This is a genomic window from Pseudophaeobacter sp. A-200-2 (assembly GCF_041008815.1).
Lineage (GTDB): Bacteria > Pseudomonadota > Alphaproteobacteria > Rhodobacterales > Rhodobacteraceae > Phycobacter > Phycobacter gallaeciensis_A.
In genome coordinates this window covers 243,812-262,207 of the sequence record NZ_JAXGFU010000004.1, presented here as the reverse complement: position 1 = coordinate 262,207, position 18,396 = coordinate 243,812, and the positions used below count along the sequence as shown (strand labels likewise).

Below are 18,396 nucleotides of genomic sequence, written 5' to 3'. Positions count from 1 at the left end.
ACAGGTCTTATGGTTTTGGCTATGGTCGCCCTGTACCAGTGGAGACCGTGATGCCCCCGATCCAGGATCACCCGTTGCGCTATCAGCTTGCCAATGAGCTGCACGCGCGTCCTTTTCCGACCATGAAAAGCCCAAGCACCGTGATCTATCTGGCGGTGAAACAGCCCGAGGAAGCCGTGCACCGGGACCGCGGCTTGGATCTTGCGCATCTGATCGATCTGCTGGACCGCCACGGCGCGCCGCACCCGAAACCGGGCGCCACCCATCACGCGGCCCAGCTGGGGCGCCACACCCTGAAGTGGGAACAGCACACCGAATTCGTCAGCTACACGCTCTACAGTGACGGTGTCAGCGAACGGCCCTTTGACCCGGTCGATTTCGAGGTGCTGCCTGGCGATTGGCTGGAACAGGCGCCGGGGCAGCGGATCACCTCACTGATGCTCCGTGTGCTGCCACGTCCGGACACGGCGGAGATCAAATCAAAGCTGCAGGACTGGCTGGTGCCCGAAAGCATGGCGGTGTCGCAGGTGCTGGACGACAATGCGGTGGTGGCCGGGGATTTCCGGATCGATCCGGCGGGGCACATGCGGTTTGCTGCCTTTGTGAACCGCGAAACAGGCAGCCGCAGGATTGGCCGCATCGTGCAGCGCTTGTGTGAGATCGAGACCTATCGTGCCATGTCGATGCTGGGCTTTTCCCGTGCGCGGGGCTTGTCGCCCACCATCGGCGGGCTGGACACCCATCTGAGTGAAATTATGGCGGAAATGACCGGCAGCAACGTTCCGGCAGAACAGACTCTGTCGCACCTTCTGACGGTCTCGGCCGAGCTGGAGGCGATGGCCGCCCGCGCGGCCTTCCGCTTTGGCGCCACCGGCGCTTATGAGGCGCTGGTGAACCAGCGGATCAGGCTATTGCGGGAGGAACGTTTGGAAGGCTTCCAGACCTTCGCGGAATTCATGCTGCGCCGCTATGAGCCGGCCATGCGTACGGTGAAGTCCACTGAAAAGCGGCTGGTGACGCTGGCCGATCGGGCACGCAGGGCGGGGGAGCTTTTGCGCACCCGGGTGGATGTGGAGCGCAGCGCGCAGAATCAGGCCTTGCTGGAAAGCATGGACCGCCGCGCCGATATGGCGCTGCGGCTTCAGCATACGGTCGAGGGGCTGTCTGTGGTGGCAATCAGCTACTATGCGGTGTCGCTGGCGTCCTATGCGCTTTATCCCCTTGCCGGGCCGCTGGGGCTCAGCAAGGGGATGATGACCGCGCTGATCACTCTGCCGGTTGTGGGGCTGGTGTGGCTTGCCGTCCGGCGGATCCGGAAGGGGCTGCACTGAGCAGCGCTTGGGTGAGGCTGCCGCCCAGCAGGATCGACAGGATCGCCAGCAGGGCAGCCACGCCAAGGGTGGGAACCCCGGCCAGACCGGCGCCAACGGTGCAGCCACCGGCCAGCACGCCGCCGATGCCCATTAGCACGGCACCTGCCAGATAGCGTCCTGTCTGGGCGGGGCTTTCAAAGCTCTGCCACTTGAACTGTCCGGTCAGCAGGGCCGCAACAAGTGCGCCGACCAGAACGCCACCCACCAGACCGGTGCCAAAGCTGCCGGAGACGGCGCTGGAGGCGACGACGTAGAACAGGGTGTCAGCAGACGGCGCGGTGAAGGACAGGCTTTCCATCGCGATGGGATCGAATTCGTCAAACAGCACAAAGCCAGTGCCGACCCAGGCCAGCGGGACCAGCAGGCCAATCACAGCCGCGCCAACCAGCACAGGGATACGGTTGCCAGAGCGCAGGGCAATGGCAAGTGCGGCGAGCGCAATCAGCAGGCCCCAGACGAGCGCGCCGCCGGGCATGGCCGCCAGCGTGGCGTAATCGCCAAGCGGAACAGTGACGGCGCCTAGGCTGGTGCGCAGTGGCGCCAGAACACCCTTCAGCGTGGCATGGGCGGTGATCGCAAAGACCGAGATGACCAGCAGGGCGCGCAGGTTGCCACTGCCGCTGAGAACCATCAGCCGGGACACGCAGCCCCGGGTCAGGATCATGCCGGCACCGAACATCAGACCACCGGCGATGACGGCCAGCACCGGCAGATCTGCGGCGAGTAGGCGGTGATCGTCAAAGCTGATCCAGCCCTGCAGGACAGCGGCCTGGGTGCCGAGCACAGCAATGGCCAGCGCCATGGCCCAGACGCCAGCGGCTTCGCGGCGGTCACTGCCGTCGATGGTGCGACGCAGGCAGAACCGGGTCAATTGCGCCAGCGCGCCAAAGACAAGGCCCAGCCCCAACGCGAACAGGACAGAAGCCTGGCGTGCGGTGGTCTCTTCAAAACCGAACGTTTCGAACATGATACTCTCCATACCGGAAATCGGAACTTTTTCCCGAAATGGCGCGAAATATCCAAGCGAGCAAGGCCAGTATCGCAGTTGTCGACGGGTATCTGCAGGACAAAGTTCCCGGTAGCGGAGGGCTGGCAGAAAATGAATCCAGATGGGGCGGGGTGCCCCAAAACAAACCGGCCGCCCTGTTGGGGCGGCCGGTGGTTATGTTCTTATTTGAATATGTGCGGGTGTGTCCCGTCTGGCTTGCGGCTCAGCGGCCCCGGATACGCGGATCCAGCGCATCACGCAGGCCGTCACCCAGATAGTTGACGCTGAGAACGGTCAGCGAGATCGCCATACCGGGCCAGAACACGCGCTCAGGGTACTGCTGCAGATAGTCGGTGGCATCAAACAGCAGACGGCCCCAGGTTGGGAAGTCCGGCGGGAAGCCAAGACCAAGGAACGACAGCGAGCTTTCGGTGATGATCGCGGTGGCGATCCCCAGCGTCGCGGACACCATGATCGGCGACAGCACGTTCGGCAGGATGTGTCGGGTGATAAGCTTGCCATCCGAGGTACCGATGGAGCGGGCCGCCAGAACGAATTCACGCTCCTTGATGGCCAGGACATCGCCACGCACGATCCGCGCCGTGGGCATCCAGCTGGTCACGCCGATCGAGGTCACGATCAGGATGAAGATCCCCTGTTCGGGGCCAAAGGCCGCGTTCAGCGGTTCGCGGAACAACAGCATCATCACCAGCAGAAGCGGCAGCAGGGGCAGCGCAAGGAACAGGTCGGTGAGACGCATCAGCGGCCCGTCCAGCTTCTTGAAAAAGCCCGCGACAACACCCACGAAGGAACCCAGGAACAGCGCCAGCAGCATGGCCGTCAGACCCACCGAAACGGAGGTCGATCCACCGGCCATCATCCGGGCCAGCATATCGCGGCCCAATTGGTCGGTGCCGAAGGGATGCGCCCAGCTTGGACCCTGGTTCCGCGCGCGGATATCTATCCTGGTGGCTTCGATATCCCAGAACATGGGGCCTAGATACACGGCCAGAATGATGAACAGGAACAGCGCCCCGCCCATCAGGGCGCCACGGTGAGATTTGAACTGATCCCACACGTCCAGCCATTGGCTGCGCGGCGGGTTGCTCGGGACAGGATTGCTCAGCTCAGTCATAGCGGATCCTTGGGTCAAGAATGCCGTACAGTACGTCGGCGATCAGATTGAACATCACGATCAGCACCGCGAAGATGAAGGTCAGGGTCTGCACCATCGGCAGGTCGTTGGCCTGAATGGCGCCGATCAGTAGCTGACCGATTCCGTTCACCTTGAACACCTGCTCGGTGATGATGGCGCCGCCGAAGATCGCTGGGATCCCCAGTGCGATCACAGTGACAACCGGGATCATCGAGTTGCGCAGCACGTGCACCATGACCACGGTATATTCGCTCAGACCCTTGGCACGGGCGGTGCGCACGTAGTCCTGATTGAGGTTGTCCAGCATCGAGGCCCGCATGAAGCGGCTCAGCTGGGCGGTGATCTGCAGTGCCAGCACCATGACTGGCATGATCATCTGTTGCAGCTGTTTGACGAAGGCGTCCCAGCTGTCAACGACCAGGGTGGTGTCATAGATCGACGGGAACCATCCAAGCTGCACCGAGAAGATCACGATGACCAGCACGCCTGAGAAGAACGGCGGCACGGAGAAGCCGACCATGGACACGAAGGTGCCCATCTGGTCGAACCAGCTGTATTGGCGGTAGGCCGAGTAGATCCCGATGGGCAGGGCGATCAGGATTGCCACCACGTAGGCGGTACCGACAACCCACAGGGTCTGCGGCATACGCTGGATCACGATGTCCATGACGGGCGAACGGGTCTGCCAGGAGATCACACGCAGATCGCCTTCGGAAAAATTGGAGCCGAAGTAGTGGTCGATCATGACCTGCGGCTCGATCCAGAAGAACTGCACAAGCCACTTCCAGAACCGGATATGGGCGGGTTGGCCAAGGCCAAGGGCCTCGCGCATCTTTTCTTTTACTTCGGGGGGGACGGTCAGCGGGACCTGCGCCATGGGATCGCCAGGGGCGAGCTCCAGCAGCAGGAAAATCACGAGGCTGATGAACAGCAGCGTCGGAACCGATAGGATCAGTCGCCTGATTGTAAAGGTCAGCATCAGGTGGGCGCCTTTGATGTTCGATTTCAGAATTAGGAAGCAGGGCCGGAGGCCTCGGGTCCATTATGCCCGCGCGCTAAAGCGGATCTGGGCGTAAATGGCAAGAGGCCCCGGTGGAACACCGGGGCCTCAGGAGAGGCTAGCCTGCCTTACTTGATGCGGTACCAGTCAGCCGCATCCCAGAGTTCGCTGTCCCAGACGTTCAGGACGTGGCCACCCAGGGTGTTGGATTGACCGGACAGACGACCACGGTGAACCAGCGGGATCATGCCACCTTTTTCGAAGATCATCGTGTTCAGCTGCTGACCGATTTCGGCGCGCTTGCCTGCATCGGCAGTCTTGGTCAGCTCAGCGTGCAGGGCGTCGAACTCCTCGTCACAGAAGCGGGAGATGTTCTCACCCTGCCACTGGGATGCCGGAGTCGGTGCCTTGTCGCACAGGCCGTTGCCGAAGTAGGACTGCGGGTCGGTGCCGTTGAAGGTGTTGGCGTACATTTCCACGTCCGCGTAGAACTTCTGGAAGGTGTCCGGGGAACCCGGGTCGCCACCGAAGAAGACGGATGCGTTGACGTTACGCAGTTCGGTTTCGATACCGATCTCGCTCCACCACTGTTTGATCAGGGCCTGGAAGTCCTGACGCACGGCGTTGGTCGAAGTCTGGTACAGAACCTTCATCGGCTTGCCATCCGGAGTTTCGCGAACGCCGTCACCGTTGGTGTCTTTGTAGCCTGCTTCGTCCAGCATCTTGTTGGCGCCAGCGATGTCCTGAACGTCACAGCCAGCAATATCTGCTGCGTAGACGGCAGGAGCGGGAACCCAGTTACAGGTCACTTTACCGGCTTTGCCGTAACCGATTTCAACCAGCAGCGGGCGGTCGATCGCCATGGACATGGCTTTGTAAACCGCAGGATCGCTCAGGAAGGGGTGCGGGCGTACAACCGAACGCTCGTCCGGGCCAAGCGCCGGATCAGGGTTGGTGTTGTTCAGCATGATGCGCTCAACCAGCGGGCCAAAGCCTGCCACAGCAACGCCTTTGCCGCCTGCTTCCATCTGGGCAATCACATCGGGTGCCAGCTGCAGGTTCCAGGCGTAATCGAATTCGCCGGTTTCCATTACGGCACGACCGGCCGCGGTTGCGTCGCCGCCACCTTTGAACAGTACCTTGGCGAAGGCCGGTTTGGCCGGGTCACGGTAGTTCGGGTTGGCCGACAGGGTGATCACGTCATTCGGTTTGAACTCGTCGACCACGAAGGGACCGGTGCCGATCGGGCTGAAGTTGGCCTCGGTGCACTCGGGGGCTTTGGCGCCCAGGCATTCGGCGAACTGAGCGGCTTGGATGATCGGGCTTTCACCGCCAACGAAGGGGCCGTAAGGGAAGGGGGTCGGGCCTTCGAAAGTGACCTTGACGGTCAGATCGTCGGGGGTTTCGACCGAGGTCACGCCTTCGAATTTGGTGACCTGCGCGCAGCCGCCTTCGGGATGGGTACAGTAGTCGTAGGTGAACTTCACGTCTTTGGAGGTGAAGGGGGTGCCATCAGACCAGGTGAGGCCCGCCTTGATCTTCCAGGTGATGGAAGTCAGGTCTTCGCTCACACCGCCATTGGCGACGGTCGGGATCTCTTCGGCCAGGAAGGGAACCATTGCACCGTTGGGGTCGTAGCGCGCCAGAGGTTCGATGACCAGCGAGGAGGCTTCAACGTCTTTGGTGCCGCCCGACAGGAACGGGTTCATGATCGAGGGCGCCTGCCAGTAGATGATGTTCACCTGACCGTCGGCGCCGCGCTCGGCAAACGCTGCCGGAGCAAGCGCTGCAGAAGCAATAGCCCCCATCAAAAGGGTCTTGAGTTTCATTTTCACACTCTCCTTGTCGAACACAGAAACGGTGTTCTTGTGTCTTTTTGCGGCCGGGCGATGCGTGGCCCAGCCTGTTGCCGCAAGATTGCGGATGGTTTGTCGTTCCGCCCCACGCGTTAAACGATTGAAATCTAATGCGCCAGCTTCGGCCATGGCCGGTCCTGCGCGCCAGATTGCCCGGGCAGACACTGGGAGGTATCGAAACAGAGTTTGCGGAAATTGCAAGCCTTCGGATCCAAAATTTCGCTTAACGCCGCCCATTGGTTTGACGAAGCTTCAATGATCAGCTTACATCTCGGCCTTGAAAGACTGCCAACGATGCAGCGGATAACGATTTACCGATAAGGGGACGACTGGGGTGCTGGACCAACCAATTGCACAAATTAAGGGCTTGCGGGTCGAATTTCAGACCAAGGACGGCCCGGTCGTCGGGGTTGAGGATGTCTCGTTTGACGTCAACCCGGGCGAAACCGTTTGTATCGTGGGCGAATCCGGTTCGGGGAAATCGGTTTCTTCCCTCTCCCTGATGCGTCTCGTCGAGTTCGGCGGCGGCGAAATCGCGGGTGGGGAACTGCTGTTCAATGGCCGTGGCGGTGAAACCACCGACCTGGCCAAGGCCGAACAGGAGATGATGAAGCAGATTCGCGGCAACGAGATCGGAATGATCTTCCAGGAGCCGATGACTGCGCTCAACCCGGTGTTCACTGTGGGGCGCCAACTGACCGAAGGTCTGCGCATCCATAAGAACATGACTAAAAAACAGGCAGAAGAGCGGGCGCTGGAACTTTTGCGTCAGGTGCGCATCCCCGAACCCGAACGGCGCCTGAAGCAATACCCGCATGAGCTGTCCGGGGGTATGCGTCAGCGTGTGGTGATCGCGATGGCGATGGCCTGTGAGCCGCGCCTTCTTATTGCGGATGAGCCGACCACCGCGCTTGATGTGACCATTCAGGCCGAAATTCTGGCCCTGATGGACCGGCTGAAGCGGGAAACCGGCACTGCGGTGATGTTCATCACCCACGATATGGCGGTTGTGGCGCAAATGGCGGACCGCGTGGTGGTTATGTTCCGCGGCAACAAGGTCGAAGAAGGCACCGTCACCGAGATCTTTGAAAACCCGCAGCACGACTATACCCGTGCCCTGCTGGCCGCTGTGCCAAAACTGGGAGAAATGATCGGTAAGGACTACCCCGAACCGATGAAACTGATGGGCGTCGAGGACCAGAAGATCGAACCTATCAAGGGCACCGATGAGGTGCTTCTTGAGGTTAAGAACCTGACCACCCGTTTCCCGGTCAAAGGCGGGGTGCTGCGCCGTACCGTTGCCAATGTGCACGCGGTCGAGGACGTCTCGTTCAAGGTGTTCAAGGGCCAGACCCTGTCGCTGGTCGGCGAATCCGGTTGTGGTAAATCCAGCGCCGGACGCTCGATTCTCCGTCTGGTCGAACCCATGTCGGGGCAGGTAAATTTCGAGGGGCGCGATATTCTGGGGCTCAGCAATTCGCAGATGCACAAGGCGCGTCTCGACATGCAGATGATCTTCCAGGATCCCTTTGCCTCGCTCAATCCGCAGATGCAGCTCTTGGATCAGGTGGCTGAACCGATGCGCAACTACGGGCTCGCCTCGGGCTCGGAACTGCAGGATCGCGTTGCCTCGCTGTTCGACCGTGTGCACCTGCCGCGCAGCTTCATGCGCCGCTATCCGCATGAAATGTCCGGTGGTCAGCGGCAGCGGATCGCCATTGCCCGGGCGCTGGCGCTCAATCCCAAACTGATCGTCGCGGACGAGGCGGTCTCGGCGCTGGACGTGTCGGTGCAGGCGCAGGTTCTGAACCTGATGATGGAACTGCAGGCCGAATTGGGGCTGTCCTTCTTGTTCATCAGCCACGACATGGCCGTCGTCGAACGCGTCAGCCATCAGGTGGGCGTGATGTATCTGGGCCGGATCGTTGAAATCGGCCCGCGCGACCGCGTCTTTGCCAACCCGCTGCACGCCTATACCCAGGCGCTGATGAAGGCCGTGCCTATCGCCGATCCGCGCAAGCGCAAGAGCGAGAAGGATCTGAACTTCAAACCGATTCCCTCGCCCATTCACGGCACCGACTACAAGCCGGAGCCGTCAGAGTACCTTGAGCTAGAGCCGGGTCATTTCGTTCTGACCACCGACAGTGGGTATTGATCCTGTGGCTGATATTCTGACGCCGCTGGAGCTGATGGAGAAACTGGTTTCCTTTCCCACCGTCAGCCGGGACACGAATCTGCCGCTGGTCGAATGGGTCGAAGAGTACCTGAGCAGCCATGGCATCACGCCGCACCGCTGGGTCGATCCCGATCAGCCGCACAAGGCTGCGGTCTTTGCCCATGCCGGACCGATTGTCGAAGGGGCGGTGGTCCTGTCCGGCCATACCGATGTGGTGCCGGTCGACGGCCAGCCTTGGGAGAGCGATCCTTTCACCGTGGTGGAGCGTGACGGCAAATACTACGGGCGCGGCTGCTGCGATATGAAGGGGTTCGACGCGCTGGCGATCTGGGCTCTGGTCGAGGCGCACCGGCGCGGCGTCAACCGTCCGCTGCAGTTGGCGCTTTCCTTTGACGAGGAAATCGGCTGCACCGGCGCGCCGCCGATGATCGAGGCCATGCAGCCCGTGCTGCCCAAGGGCGGTGCCGTCATCGTTGGCGAGCCGTCGATGATGAAGGCGGTGACCGGCCACAAGGGCGGTATCGGCTATGATACGCACCTTGTGGGCTTCGAGGTGCACAGCTCGCTGATGCACACCGGGGTCAGCGCGGTGATGCAGGGGGCGCGGTTGATCGATTGGGCCAACCACCGTAATGCGGAAAATGCGGCTGCCGAGCCGGAGGAGATCCCGGCGATGTTCACGCCGCCCTATACCACCTGCCACGTCGGCATGATCGAAGGTGGCACGGCGCATAACATCACCGCCAAGGATTGCCGGTTCGTGATGGATTTCCGCGTGGTGCCCGGCGAAAACGCTGCCGATTGGGAAGAGGCTTATCTGGCCGAAGTGCGCCGCGTCGAAGCCGAGATGCAGGCAGTGCACCCGGAGGCGCGAATCGAGATCGAAAAGAAGTTCAACGTTCCGGGCCTCGTCCCCGAACAGGAGGGCGCAGCGGAAACGCTGGTGCGGATGATCACTGGGGACAATGGCACCCACGTGGTCAGCTATGGCACCGAAGCGGGGCAATTCCAGGAAGCGGGCTATTCCGCTGTCATCTGTGGCCCTGGCGATATTGCCCAGGCGCACCAGCCGAATGAATTCATCACCGTCGCTCAGTTCAACGCCGGTCACGATTTCATGCGGCAGTTGGTGGACCGGCTGGCGGCCTGATCCAAGGGCCCGGTGCTTGGGCGCCTGATGCATATTCTGAACACGGACGGGCTGTATCGCAGGGCGATGCAGCCCGTTTTCATTGGCCCACTCCCTGGGCCGCTATTTTGTGCAAATACAAATATTTTTTCGGGGGCGAACCAATGCAGCAGTGCAAATCTGCAAATTGGTTCGGGTTAAATCATTGATTTAATGGGGGTGAAATTTCGGAGGCCAAAATTGGTTCGCTTTGATGCGTTTTGCATGGCAGCTCGTCTGCTTGTGATACTTGCTAACGCAACTTAATTGACTGACAGTGCCCCGGAACCGCAGCCGTGCGGGCACAACGCAAGAGGAACAGGATGCCAGTCAAAAACCGTTTTGCCGATCTGCAGGATGAAATCACCAAATGGCGCCGCCACCTGCATGAGAATCCGGAACTGATGTACGAGGTTCACAAGACCGCCGGATTTGTGGAGGAACGGCTGAAGGAATTTGGTCTCACCGATATCACCACCGGCATCGGCCGCACCGGCGTCGTCGCGGTGATCGAAGGCAAGATCAACACCTCGGGCCGGGTCATCGGATTGCGCGCCGACATGGATGCGCTGCCCATCACCGAAGCCTCGGGTGTCGATTATGCCTCGAAAACGCCGGGCGTGATGCACGCCTGCGGTCATGACGGCCACACTTCGATTCTGCTGGGCGCGGCGAAATACCTGTCCGAGACGCGCAACTTTGATGGCAAGGTCGTGCTGATCTTCCAGCCTGCCGAAGAAGGCGGCGCTGGCGGCAAGGCGATGTGCGATGACGGGCTGATGGAGCGCTGGGGTATTCAGGAAGTCTATGGTCTCCACAATATGCCTGGCCTGCCTGTCGGACAGTTTGCTATCCGCCCCGGGGCGCTGCTGGCGTCCTCGGACGAGTTCGAAATCACCGTGACCGGCAAGGGCGGCCATGCGGCGGCGCCGCATGATGCCATCGACACGACTTTGGTGGCGTCGCAGATCGTGGTGTCGCTGCATTCCATCGTGTCGCGCAATGTGAACCCGGTGAAACGCGTGGTCCTGACCGTCGGCACCTTTGAAACCGACAGCACTGCCTCCAACGTTATTGCGCATACCGCCCGTCTGCAGGGCACCGTGCGCACTCTCGATACCGAGTACCGCCAGCAGGCCGAAGGCTGGGTGCGCCAAATCGCGGAAAACGTCGCTGCCGCCTATGGCGCCGAGGCAAAGGTCGAATGGTCGCCGGGCTATCCCGTCACCATCAACACCGAAGAGGAGACAGGTTACGCCGTCGAAGCTGCCCGTGCAGTCTCTGCCGATGTGGTCGACAACACTGACCCGATCATGCCGTCCGAGGATTTCGCTTATATGCTGGAAGAGCGCCCCGGCGCGTATATGTTCCTCGGCAATGGCGACACCGCCATGTGCCACCACCCGGCCTATGTGTTTGACGACAATGCCATCCCGCTGGGGTGCAGCTGGTTCGCCGAACTGGTCGAACGACGTATGCCCGCCGCCTGAGGAGATCGAGAATGCCAGTCAAGAACCGCGCCGCAGAGTTTCAGAAAGAGGTCGCAGCCTGGCGCCGCGACATCCACGAAAACCCCGAGATCCTTTACGACACCCACCGCACCTCTGCCCTGGTGGCGGAAAAGCTGAAAGAATTTGGCTGTGATGAGGTCGTGACAGGGATCGGCCGCACCGGCGTCGTTGCGGTGATCCGCGGCAAGAGCGACAGCAAGGGGCGTGCCATCGGTCTGCGCGCCGATATGGACGCGCTGCCAATGCAGGAACAGACCGGCCTGCCGCATGCCTCCAAGATCCCCAACGCGATGCACGCCTGCGGGCATGACGGTCACACCGCAATGCTGCTCGGGGCTGCCAAATACCTTGCGGAGACCCGCAATTTTGACGGTACCGCTGTGATGATTTTCCAGCCTGCCGAAGAAGGCGGCAATGGCGGCGAGGCCATGGTCAAAGACGGGATGATGGAGCGTTTCGGCATCGACGAAGTCTATGCCATCCACAACAGCCCCGGCATCGAAGCAGGCACATTCGCCATCCGTCCCGGGCCGATCCTGGCTTCGGTCGACGAATTCACCCTGCATCTGAGCGGGCGTGGCGGCCACGGCGCCAAACCCAACATGACCGTCGATACCACGGTGATGATGTGCCATATGATCACCGCGTTGCAGACCATCGTGTCGCGCAACATGGATCCGGTGGAGAAGGCGGTAATGTCGCTGACCAGCGCCGAGACCTCTTCCAAGGCGTTCAACGTGATCCCCGACAAGGCAGAGGTCCGCGGCACCATCCGCACCCACTCCGAAGACGTGCGCGCGATGATCCCAAAGCGGATCAAGGAAATCGCCGAAGGCGTGGCAGCGACCTTTGGCGGCTCGGTCGAGCTGGAAATGCGCATCGGCGTGCCGGTCACCATCAACGATGATGCGGCCACGGAATACGCCCGCGCCGCGGCGCAGGCGGTTGGTCTCTGCGAGGATGTGCCGATCCTGATGGGCGGTGAGGACTTTTCCTTTATGCTGCAGGAGCGCCCCGGGGCGATGATCCGTCTGGGCAACGGCCCCAGCGCGGGCCTGCATCACCCGGAATACGATTTCAACGACGAGATCATCCCGGCCGGCATAAGCTGGTTCGCGGAAATCGTCGAAGGCAGAATGCCCGCGGCCTGATCCGGCCACGGACCCTCGCGGGTGCCTATGGCGCCTGCGACAGCAAACCCGGCGGCGCATGTGGCGCCGCACATGATAAAAACAAGGAGTGACACTATGCCGGTCAAGAACCGTTTTGCCGAGCTTCAGGAGGAAATCACCGCCTGGCGCCGTGATCTTCACGAGAACCCCGAAATCCTGTTCGAAACCCACCGCACTTCGGCGCTGGTGGCAGACAAGCTGAAGGAATTCGGCTGCGACGAGATCGTCACCGGCATCGGCCGCACCGGCGTTGTCGGCGTGATCAAGGGCAAGTCCGACACCTCGGGCAAGGTCATCGGGTTGCGCGCCGATATGGACGCGCTGCCGATCCACGAACAGACCGGGCTTGAGTATGCCTCCAAGACCGCAAACGCCATGCACGCCTGCGGCCACGACGGTCACACCGCGATGCTGCTGGGCGCCGCCAAATACCTGTCCGAGACCCGCAACTTTGACGGCACCGTTGTGGTGATCTTCCAGCCCGCCGAAGAAGGCGGCGGCGGCGGCAAGGAGATGTGCGACGACGGCATGATGGAGCGCTGGAACATCCAAGAGGTCTACGGCATGCACAACTGGCCGGGTAAACCGATCGGCAGCTTCTCGATCCGCCCCGGTGCCTTTTTTGCCGCGACCGACACCTTTGACATCACCTTTGAGGGACGCGGCGGCCATGCGGCGAAACCGCATGAGACCATCGACACCACCGTGATGACCGCTCAGGCGGTTCTGGCGCTGCAGACCATCGCATCGCGCAATGCCGATCCGGTGGATCGCGTGGTTGTCTCGGTGACCTCATTCGAGACCTCTTCCAAGGCATTCAATGTGATCCCGCAGCGGGTTCAGATCAAAGGCACCGTGCGCACCATGTCGAAAGAGATGCGCGATCTGGCCGAAAAGCGGATCAAGGAAATCTGCGCAGGCGTTGCAGCGACCTTTGGCGGCACGGCCGACGTCACCTACAACCGCGGTTATCCGGTCATGGTGAACCACGAAGAGCAGACCGAATTCGCAGCCAAGGTTGCGTCCGATATCTCCGGCAACTGCGATGAAGCGCCGCTGGTCATGGGCGGCGAAGACTTCGCCTATATGCTGGAAGAGCGTCCCGGCGCCTATATCCTGGTTGGCAACGGCGACAGCGCCGATGTGCACCACCCGGAATACAACTTCAACGACGAGGCCATTCCGGCCGGTTGTAGCTGGTGGGCCGGTATCGTCGAGCAGCGCATGCCCGCCGCCTGATAGAGGCTGAGTTTTCTAAAATGAAGAAGGCCCGGCAGATCGTCGGGCCTTTTTCATATTCAGCCTTCGGACCAGAGCGCCTGATAGACCGCCTCGATCCCATCTGCTTCAGTCCGGGCGCTGAAACTGTGCAGGGCGATGTCGCGGGCATCCCGTGCCATCTGCGCATGGCGCGCCGGATCGCTCAGGATCGCGCGGGCAGCTTCGGCTGCGGCTTGCGCGGCCTCAAGCGGTACGATCAACCCGCTTTTGCCCTGGGCCGAAAAGGCGCGGTAGTAACCAGCCTCGGCCCCCACAAAGGGCACACCGCTGGCCATACCTTCCAGCGGAGCCATGCCGTAGCCTTCGTAGCGGGGCAGTTGCATCACCAGTGACAACGCCCGCATCAGCGGCGGCAGATCTGCGGCGGGGATTTCGCCGGGAAACAGGATACGATCACCTAGACCCGCAGCAGCGATGCGGGATTTCAGATCCTTCAGAAATCCCTGATGTTCGCGCGCCGCGCGGCCAATCACCAGCGCGACCACGCCGGGCAGGTTGGGCAAGAGGTCGATCATCGCATCGACAAAAACATCGGTGCCCTTTTCCGGGCGGATACGGCCAACCGTAGCGATGCCGCGGGTTCCGCCATATCCCAGCGCTGCCCAGGCGGTGTCGCGGTTGTCAGCTGGCTGGAACAGATCGGTGTCTACCCCATGCGGTACCACCGCGCGCACGTGCGGAACGAATTCAGCAGCCTTGTCCGTGGTGGCCACCACCGCATCCATCCGGCTGATCAGCCAGCGCGGCAGGGCCGAATGCCGCCGCTGCGCCGCCGAGGTAAAGACGATGCGGATCGGAAGGCGCATCACATCCCGCGCCCAGATCGCCGCGCGCATTTCCGTATTGCGCCGCACGTGCCAGATGGCGAAGGGTTTGCCGTCCGGGGCGTTCCTGCATAGGCGCCGCGCCTCGGCCGTGGTAATCGGGGCTTGGCAGCCGGGCAGGGGGCGACCCACCAGCCGCAGATCATGGGTGTTTGCCTGCTGGCGGATCACATTGGCGGCGGTGGCCGAAACCCCGGTGAAATTACGGTTGAAATTGGTGACGAAGAGCTCAGGCATCGGGATGTGTCCCTTTGGCCCCAAGCCCCAGCCGGTCGATCAGAAGATCCGCCACGCCATCCAGCTCCTGCGCTTGTGATTTGGCAAAGCCGGAGGCAGCCGTGCAGGCGGTCTGCAGGGCTTTAGGGTCATCCAGCCAGTGCTGTACGGCATGCGCAAGTCCGAGTGCGTCCTGCACTTCAACCGCACCGCCAGCGGCGATCAGCGGCGGGAAGGTCTCGGTGAAATTACTGGTGCCGGGACCGGTGATCACGGCGGCGCCTGCCTGTGCCACTTCAAACGGATTATGCCCGCCAATAGGTCGCAGAGAGCCTCCCAGAAACACCAACGGAGACAGCGCGTAGAATGTGCCCAGCTCGCCCAGCGTGTCGGCCAGATAGACCTGCGTCTGCGGGGTGATCGCTTCTCCCTTGCTGCGCCGCGCGAAGGTCAACTCGGCGTCGCGGATGAGTTCGGCAACCTTGTCGCTGCGTTCCGGGTGGCGCGGGATCAGCACCAGGCACAACTCGGGAAAACGGCCCAGCAGGGTGCGATGCGCTGCAAGGACAGTCTCTTCCTCGCCGTCATGGGTCGAAGAAGCGATCCACACCGGCCGCGCGCCGACCTCAGATCGCAGCGCCTCCAGCGCCGCCGCGTCAATCGGCAGGGCGGCAGCCCCGGCCTTGAGGTTGCCACCGGGCTGCACCCGCGCGGTATCGGCGCCAAGCGAAATAAGGTTCTGTGCCATGTGATCGTTCTGGCTCAGCAGCAGATCGAAACGCGACAGGATAAACCGGGCGGTAGCGGCGCGCTTCTGCCAGCTGCGGACCGAGCGGTCGGACAGGCGGGCATTGACCAGTGCCAGCCTGGTGCCGCGCTTCTGAGCGGCGCTGAGGGTGACAGGCCAGAGTTCGCTTTCGACGAAGATCCCCGCATCGGGCCGCCAGTGATCGAGGAACCTGCGCACCGGTCCGGCCGCATCAAGCGGGGCGAACTGATGTATCGCCCCCTTTGGTAGCCTCGTTTCAGCGACCGCAGCCGAGGTGGCGGTGCCCGAGGTCAGAAGGAAGCGTGCGTCGCTGCGTTTTTCCGCGAGCCGGTTGATCAGGGTGATCGCGGCCAGGCTCTCCCCGACCGAGGCGCCGTGAAACCAGATCAGCGGCGCATCGGAGGGCAGGGTGGGGCGCGACACGCTGGCATGGCCCAGACGCTCGCGCTGGCGCTGCGGGGACACACCCTGCGCCGCCAGTTTTGCGGCAACCTTGCGGTAGGCAAAGGGCGCAATCAGCGCGGTGACGGCCCGGTAGGCGTGAAACAGAGCCGTCGCCTTGCCGCCAGAACCTTGGCTGGTCATCTCAGCCGCCGGTGTGGCTCATGTGGCGGGACATCTGGCCGCCGGGTTTCTGCCGGGAGTAATCGAAATCATGGCCCTTGGGTTTGAGGTTGATCGCGGCGCGGATCGCCTCTTCGAGCGGGGCCTCGCTGTCCGGGTGGTCGCGCAGGGGCGCGCGCAGATCGGCCATGTCTTCCTGACCCAGGCACATGTAAAGCTCGCCGGTGCAGGTCAGGCGCACCCGGTTACAGCTTTCGCAGAAATTATGGCTGAGCGGGGTGATGAAACCGATCTTCTGACCGGTCTCTTCCAGCCGCACATAGCGGGCCGGGCCGCCGCTGCGTTCCGCCAGATCGGTCACGGTATAGTGATTTTCGTATTCGCGCCGCACGTCCTTGAGCGACCAGTATTGGTCCAGGCGGTCCTCATTGCCGATGTCGCCCATCGGCATGACCTCGATCCAGGTCAGGTCGATATCGCGCGAGGCGCACCAGCGGGTGATCTCGGGCAGCTCCGGTTCGTTAAAACCTTTCAGCGCCACGGCGTTGATCTTGACCCTTAGGCCCGCCTTTTGCGCCGCATCGATGCCACGCATGACCTGCGGCAGGCGGCCCCAGCGGGTGACTGCCGCGAATTTCTGCTCGTCCAGCGTATCGAGCGAGATATTGACCCGGCGCACCCCGGCATCAAACAGATCCTGGGCGTATTTCTCCAGCTGCGAGCCGTTGGTGGTCAGCGTCAGTTCCTTGAGGGCGCCGCTGTCCAGATGCCGGGTCATGCCGCGGAAAAAGGTCATGATATCGCGCCGCACCAGAGGCTCACCGCCGGTGATGCGTAGCTTTTCCACGCCCATGCCGACAAAGGTCGAACACAGCCGGTCCAGTTCCTCCAGCGTCAGGAGTTCTTTCTTGGGCAGAAAGGTCATGTTTTCCGACATGCAATAGACGCAACGGAAGTCACAACGGTCAGTAACCGAGACGCGCAGGTAGGTGATGGCGCGGGCGAAGGGATCGATCAGCGGAGCAGTCATGACTGCATAGGTAAAGCGGCGCCTTGCCTGCGACAAGAGGCGACTGCATTTTCCTGCTGGTAAAGATCTGTGTGCGCCAATAGATTTGCGGCCATGCGTATCACAGTCTCATGCTCCGCCGCCCTGCCATTGTCCCTGTCCCTGCTGCTTGCCGGTTGCGGGAATTTGGACTTTCCCGACCTGCGTGGACAGGCCGCAAGCAGCACACCGGCGCCGACTGCAGCGCCCGTGACCGGCGCGCCGCTGGATGCAACCGGTGGCGCCCTGACGGTGCCGGATGCTGTGGAGGAGGATATGGTGTCCGAGGCTGAGGCGCCTGCGGCGTCCTCGATCTTCACCGGCACCGAGCAGGTGGTCGCCTCGCTGGGGGATCCGGCGGTTCCGGGACTGTGGATGGAGACCTCTTTGGTCGGCACCGAGCAACAGGCGGTATTGCGCAGCGCCAGCGGTGCAGAGGTGCAGGTGACGCTGAAACCGGCGGCAAACGGGGGCAGCGCCCGGGTGTCCATCGCTGCAATGCGGGCGCTTGGTTTGCCTTTGACCGAGCTGGTTGAGCTACAGGTGCGCCCGGCCAACTGACGGGCCAACTGACTGGTGAACTAAACCCGTGGATTAGCCTGCCTTGGGCGCCTCGTCTCGAAGGTATTTCCCGGCTTCCTTGCGGGCAAAGGGTTTCATCGCATCGCCATGGGTCGCCAGAAAGATACGGGTGGCCTCTGCATCGTGTTTGCTAAGATCGCGCAGCCACCAAGCGATGGCTTTCTGAATGAACCAGTCGCGGTCTGGCACATAGCCTGCCGCCCATGTGATGATCTGCGCCCGCCGGGCCTGATCGGCGGGTTTGAGATTGTTCATTTTGGCCCAGGGCAGGGTGGCGACCAATGCGGCCCGGCGGGTCCACATATGTTCGGACTGCGTCCAGGTCTCAACATCGTCCAGCCGGGCGGGATCCGCCACCAGCCGTTTCTGCGCCGCCATGCAGGCATGGTCGGCGATGGCCCAGCTATCGAACTGCGGCACCCAGGAACAGATCAACGCCCAGGCGGCGTCGTCGCCCTTGATCCGGGCCTGGGTTAGCAGTTTGGCGGCAGCGAGGCGCGCCTCGAAGATGTCCGTCTGCCACAGGGCATCGGCAAGGGCTACGCGCTCTTCCACCGTGAGGGTCTGCCGCCAGCCCTTGGTCAGCTCGTTGAGCGCCGGGTTCGGGATACCCAAAACCTCCCGGTTCTGCTTGTGATAGGCAGCCATCTGCTCGGCGCGGCCCGGTTCGATCAGGGCGCGCAGCTGCGCCAGCGCCTCGTCCAGCGTCATC

The 18,396-nt window shown here is 62.1% G+C and carries 15 protein-coding genes; 7 read left to right on the top strand and 8 right to left on the bottom strand.

Features of this window, described 5'->3' with window-relative positions; all coding sequences use genetic code 11:
• The first annotated feature begins 50 nt into the window (after positions 1–50).
• The gene (locus SM766_RS08495; protein ID WP_368947507.1) at positions 51–1,331 is read left to right on the top strand and encodes a DUF3422 family protein; all 1,281 of its coding nucleotides are present in this window, start codon (positions 51–53) and stop codon (positions 1,329–1,331) included.
• Here the strand turns inward: SM766_RS08495 and SM766_RS08490 are convergent.
• The 4 genes from SM766_RS08490 to SM766_RS08475 form a co-directional block, all read right to left on the bottom strand.
• A complete protein-coding gene (locus SM766_RS08490; protein ID WP_368947506.1) occupies positions 1,267–2,340 on the bottom strand; it encodes a YeeE/YedE family protein in 1,074 nt (357 codons plus the stop codon). The genes SM766_RS08495 and SM766_RS08490 overlap by 65 nt on opposite strands.
• A gap of 244 nt (positions 2,341–2,584) precedes the next feature.
• Entirely contained in the window at positions 2,585–3,496 is a 912-nt protein-coding gene (locus SM766_RS08485; RefSeq protein ID WP_274828842.1) for an ABC transporter permease, read from the bottom strand.
• Positions 3,489–4,496 (bottom strand): ABC transporter permease, encoded by a 1,008-nt coding sequence (locus SM766_RS08480; protein WP_065273093.1) that lies wholly within the window; start codon positions 4,494–4,496, stop codon positions 3,489–3,491. Before SM766_RS08480 ends, SM766_RS08485 begins: the two co-directional genes overlap by 8 nt.
• A 149-nt stretch (positions 4,497–4,645) precedes the next feature.
• Positions 4,646–6,346, bottom strand: a complete 1,701-nt coding sequence (locus tag SM766_RS08475) for a peptide ABC transporter substrate-binding protein (RefSeq protein WP_065273094.1) — start codon at positions 6,344–6,346, stop codon at positions 4,646–4,648.
• Between the two features lie 361 nt (positions 6,347–6,707).
• On the opposite strand from SM766_RS08475, the gene SM766_RS08470 reads away from it, so the two are divergent.
• The 5 genes from SM766_RS08470 (at position 6,708) to SM766_RS08450 (ending at position 13,639) form a co-directional block, all read left to right on the top strand.
• Complete coding sequence (locus tag SM766_RS08470; RefSeq protein ID WP_065273095.1) at positions 6,708–8,528, top strand: ABC transporter ATP-binding protein; 1,821 nt, start codon at positions 6,708–6,710, stop codon at positions 8,526–8,528.
• A gap of 4 nt (positions 8,529–8,532) precedes the next feature.
• Complete coding sequence (gene argE / locus SM766_RS08465; RefSeq protein WP_368947505.1) at positions 8,533–9,699, top strand: acetylornithine deacetylase; 1,167 nt, start codon at positions 8,533–8,535, stop codon at positions 9,697–9,699.
• A gap of 341 nt (positions 9,700–10,040) precedes the next feature.
• Positions 10,041–11,207 carry a M20 aminoacylase family protein gene (locus SM766_RS08460; RefSeq protein WP_368947504.1) on the top strand — a complete coding sequence of 389 codons (1,167 nt, stop codon included), beginning with the start codon at positions 10,041–10,043 and terminating at the stop codon, positions 11,205–11,207.
• Between the two features lie 11 nt (positions 11,208–11,218).
• On the top strand, positions 11,219–12,379 hold the full coding sequence (locus SM766_RS08455; RefSeq protein ID WP_368947503.1) for a M20 aminoacylase family protein: 1,161 nt from the start codon (positions 11,219–11,221) through the stop codon (positions 12,377–12,379).
• Positions 12,380–12,475: 96 nt separating this feature from the next.
• The gene (locus SM766_RS08450) at positions 12,476–13,639 is read left to right on the top strand and encodes a M20 aminoacylase family protein (protein ID WP_065273099.1); all 1,164 of its coding nucleotides are present in this window, start codon (positions 12,476–12,478) and stop codon (positions 13,637–13,639) included.
• 59 nt (positions 13,640–13,698) lie between these two features.
• On the opposite strand, the gene SM766_RS08445 is transcribed toward SM766_RS08450, so the two are convergent.
• Genes SM766_RS08445 through moaA form a run of 3 tightly spaced genes read right to left on the bottom strand, consistent with a single transcriptional unit; the run spans position 13,699 to position 17,084 of the window.
• Positions 13,699–14,742, bottom strand: a complete 1,044-nt coding sequence (locus SM766_RS08445) for a glycosyltransferase family 4 protein (protein WP_368947502.1) — start codon at positions 14,740–14,742, stop codon at positions 13,699–13,701.
• Entirely contained in the window at positions 14,735–16,075 is a 1,341-nt protein-coding gene (locus SM766_RS08440; RefSeq protein WP_368947501.1) for a 3-deoxy-D-manno-octulosonic acid transferase, read from the bottom strand. The genes SM766_RS08445 and SM766_RS08440 overlap by 8 nt, the downstream gene beginning before the upstream one ends.
• Position 16,076: 1 nt before the next feature.
• A complete protein-coding gene (gene moaA / locus SM766_RS08435) occupies positions 16,077–17,084 on the bottom strand; it encodes a GTP 3',8-cyclase MoaA (protein WP_368947500.1) in 1,008 nt (335 codons plus the stop codon).
• A 165-nt stretch (positions 17,085–17,249) separates the two neighbouring features.
• Here moaA and SM766_RS08430 point away from each other — a divergent pair, with 165 nt between their 5' ends.
• Positions 17,250–17,663 carry a hypothetical protein gene (locus SM766_RS08430; protein WP_133245348.1) on the top strand — a complete coding sequence of 138 codons (414 nt, stop codon included), beginning with the start codon at positions 17,250–17,252 and terminating at the stop codon, positions 17,661–17,663.
• 33 nt (positions 17,664–17,696) lie between these two features.
• Here the strand turns inward: SM766_RS08430 and SM766_RS08425 are convergent, their stop codons facing one another.
• A complete protein-coding gene (locus SM766_RS08425; RefSeq protein ID WP_368947499.1) occupies positions 17,697–18,395 on the bottom strand; it encodes a DNA alkylation repair protein in 699 nt (232 codons plus the stop codon).
• Between the last annotated feature and the right edge of the window lies 1 nt (position 18,396).

Coding starts and splice junctions, on each gene's coding strand:
- SM766_RS08495 (WP_368947507.1), top strand. CDS start 51: ATGCCCCCGATCCAGGATCACCCGTTGCGCTATCAGCTTGCCAATGAG.
- SM766_RS08490 (WP_368947506.1), bottom strand. CDS start 2,340: ATGTTCGAAACGTTCGGTTTTGAAGAGACCACCGCACGCCAGGCTTCT.
- SM766_RS08485 (WP_274828842.1), bottom strand. CDS start 3,496: ATGACTGAGCTGAGCAATCCTGTCCCGAGCAACCCGCCGCGCAGCCAA.
- SM766_RS08480 (WP_065273093.1), bottom strand. CDS start 4,496: ATGCTGACCTTTACAATCAGGCGACTGATCCTATCGGTTCCGACGCTG.
- SM766_RS08475 (WP_065273094.1), bottom strand. CDS start 6,346: ATGAAACTCAAGACCCTTTTGATGGGGGCTATTGCTTCTGCAGCGCTT.
- SM766_RS08460 (WP_368947504.1), top strand. CDS start 10,041: ATGCCAGTCAAAAACCGTTTTGCCGATCTGCAGGATGAAATCACCAAA.
- SM766_RS08455 (WP_368947503.1), top strand. CDS start 11,219: ATGCCAGTCAAGAACCGCGCCGCAGAGTTTCAGAAAGAGGTCGCAGCC.
- SM766_RS08450 (WP_065273099.1), top strand. CDS start 12,476: ATGCCGGTCAAGAACCGTTTTGCCGAGCTTCAGGAGGAAATCACCGCC.
- SM766_RS08445 (WP_368947502.1), bottom strand. CDS start 14,742: ATGCCTGAGCTCTTCGTCACCAATTTCAACCGTAATTTCACCGGGGTT.
- SM766_RS08440 (WP_368947501.1), bottom strand. CDS start 16,075: ATGACCAGCCAAGGTTCTGGCGGCAAGGCGACGGCTCTGTTTCACGCC.
- moaA (WP_368947500.1), bottom strand. CDS start 17,084: ATGACTGCTCCGCTGATCGATCCCTTCGCCCGCGCCATCACCTACCTG.
- SM766_RS08425 (WP_368947499.1), bottom strand. CDS start 18,395: ATGACGCTGGACGAGGCGCTGGCGCAGCTGCGCGCCCTGATCGAACCG.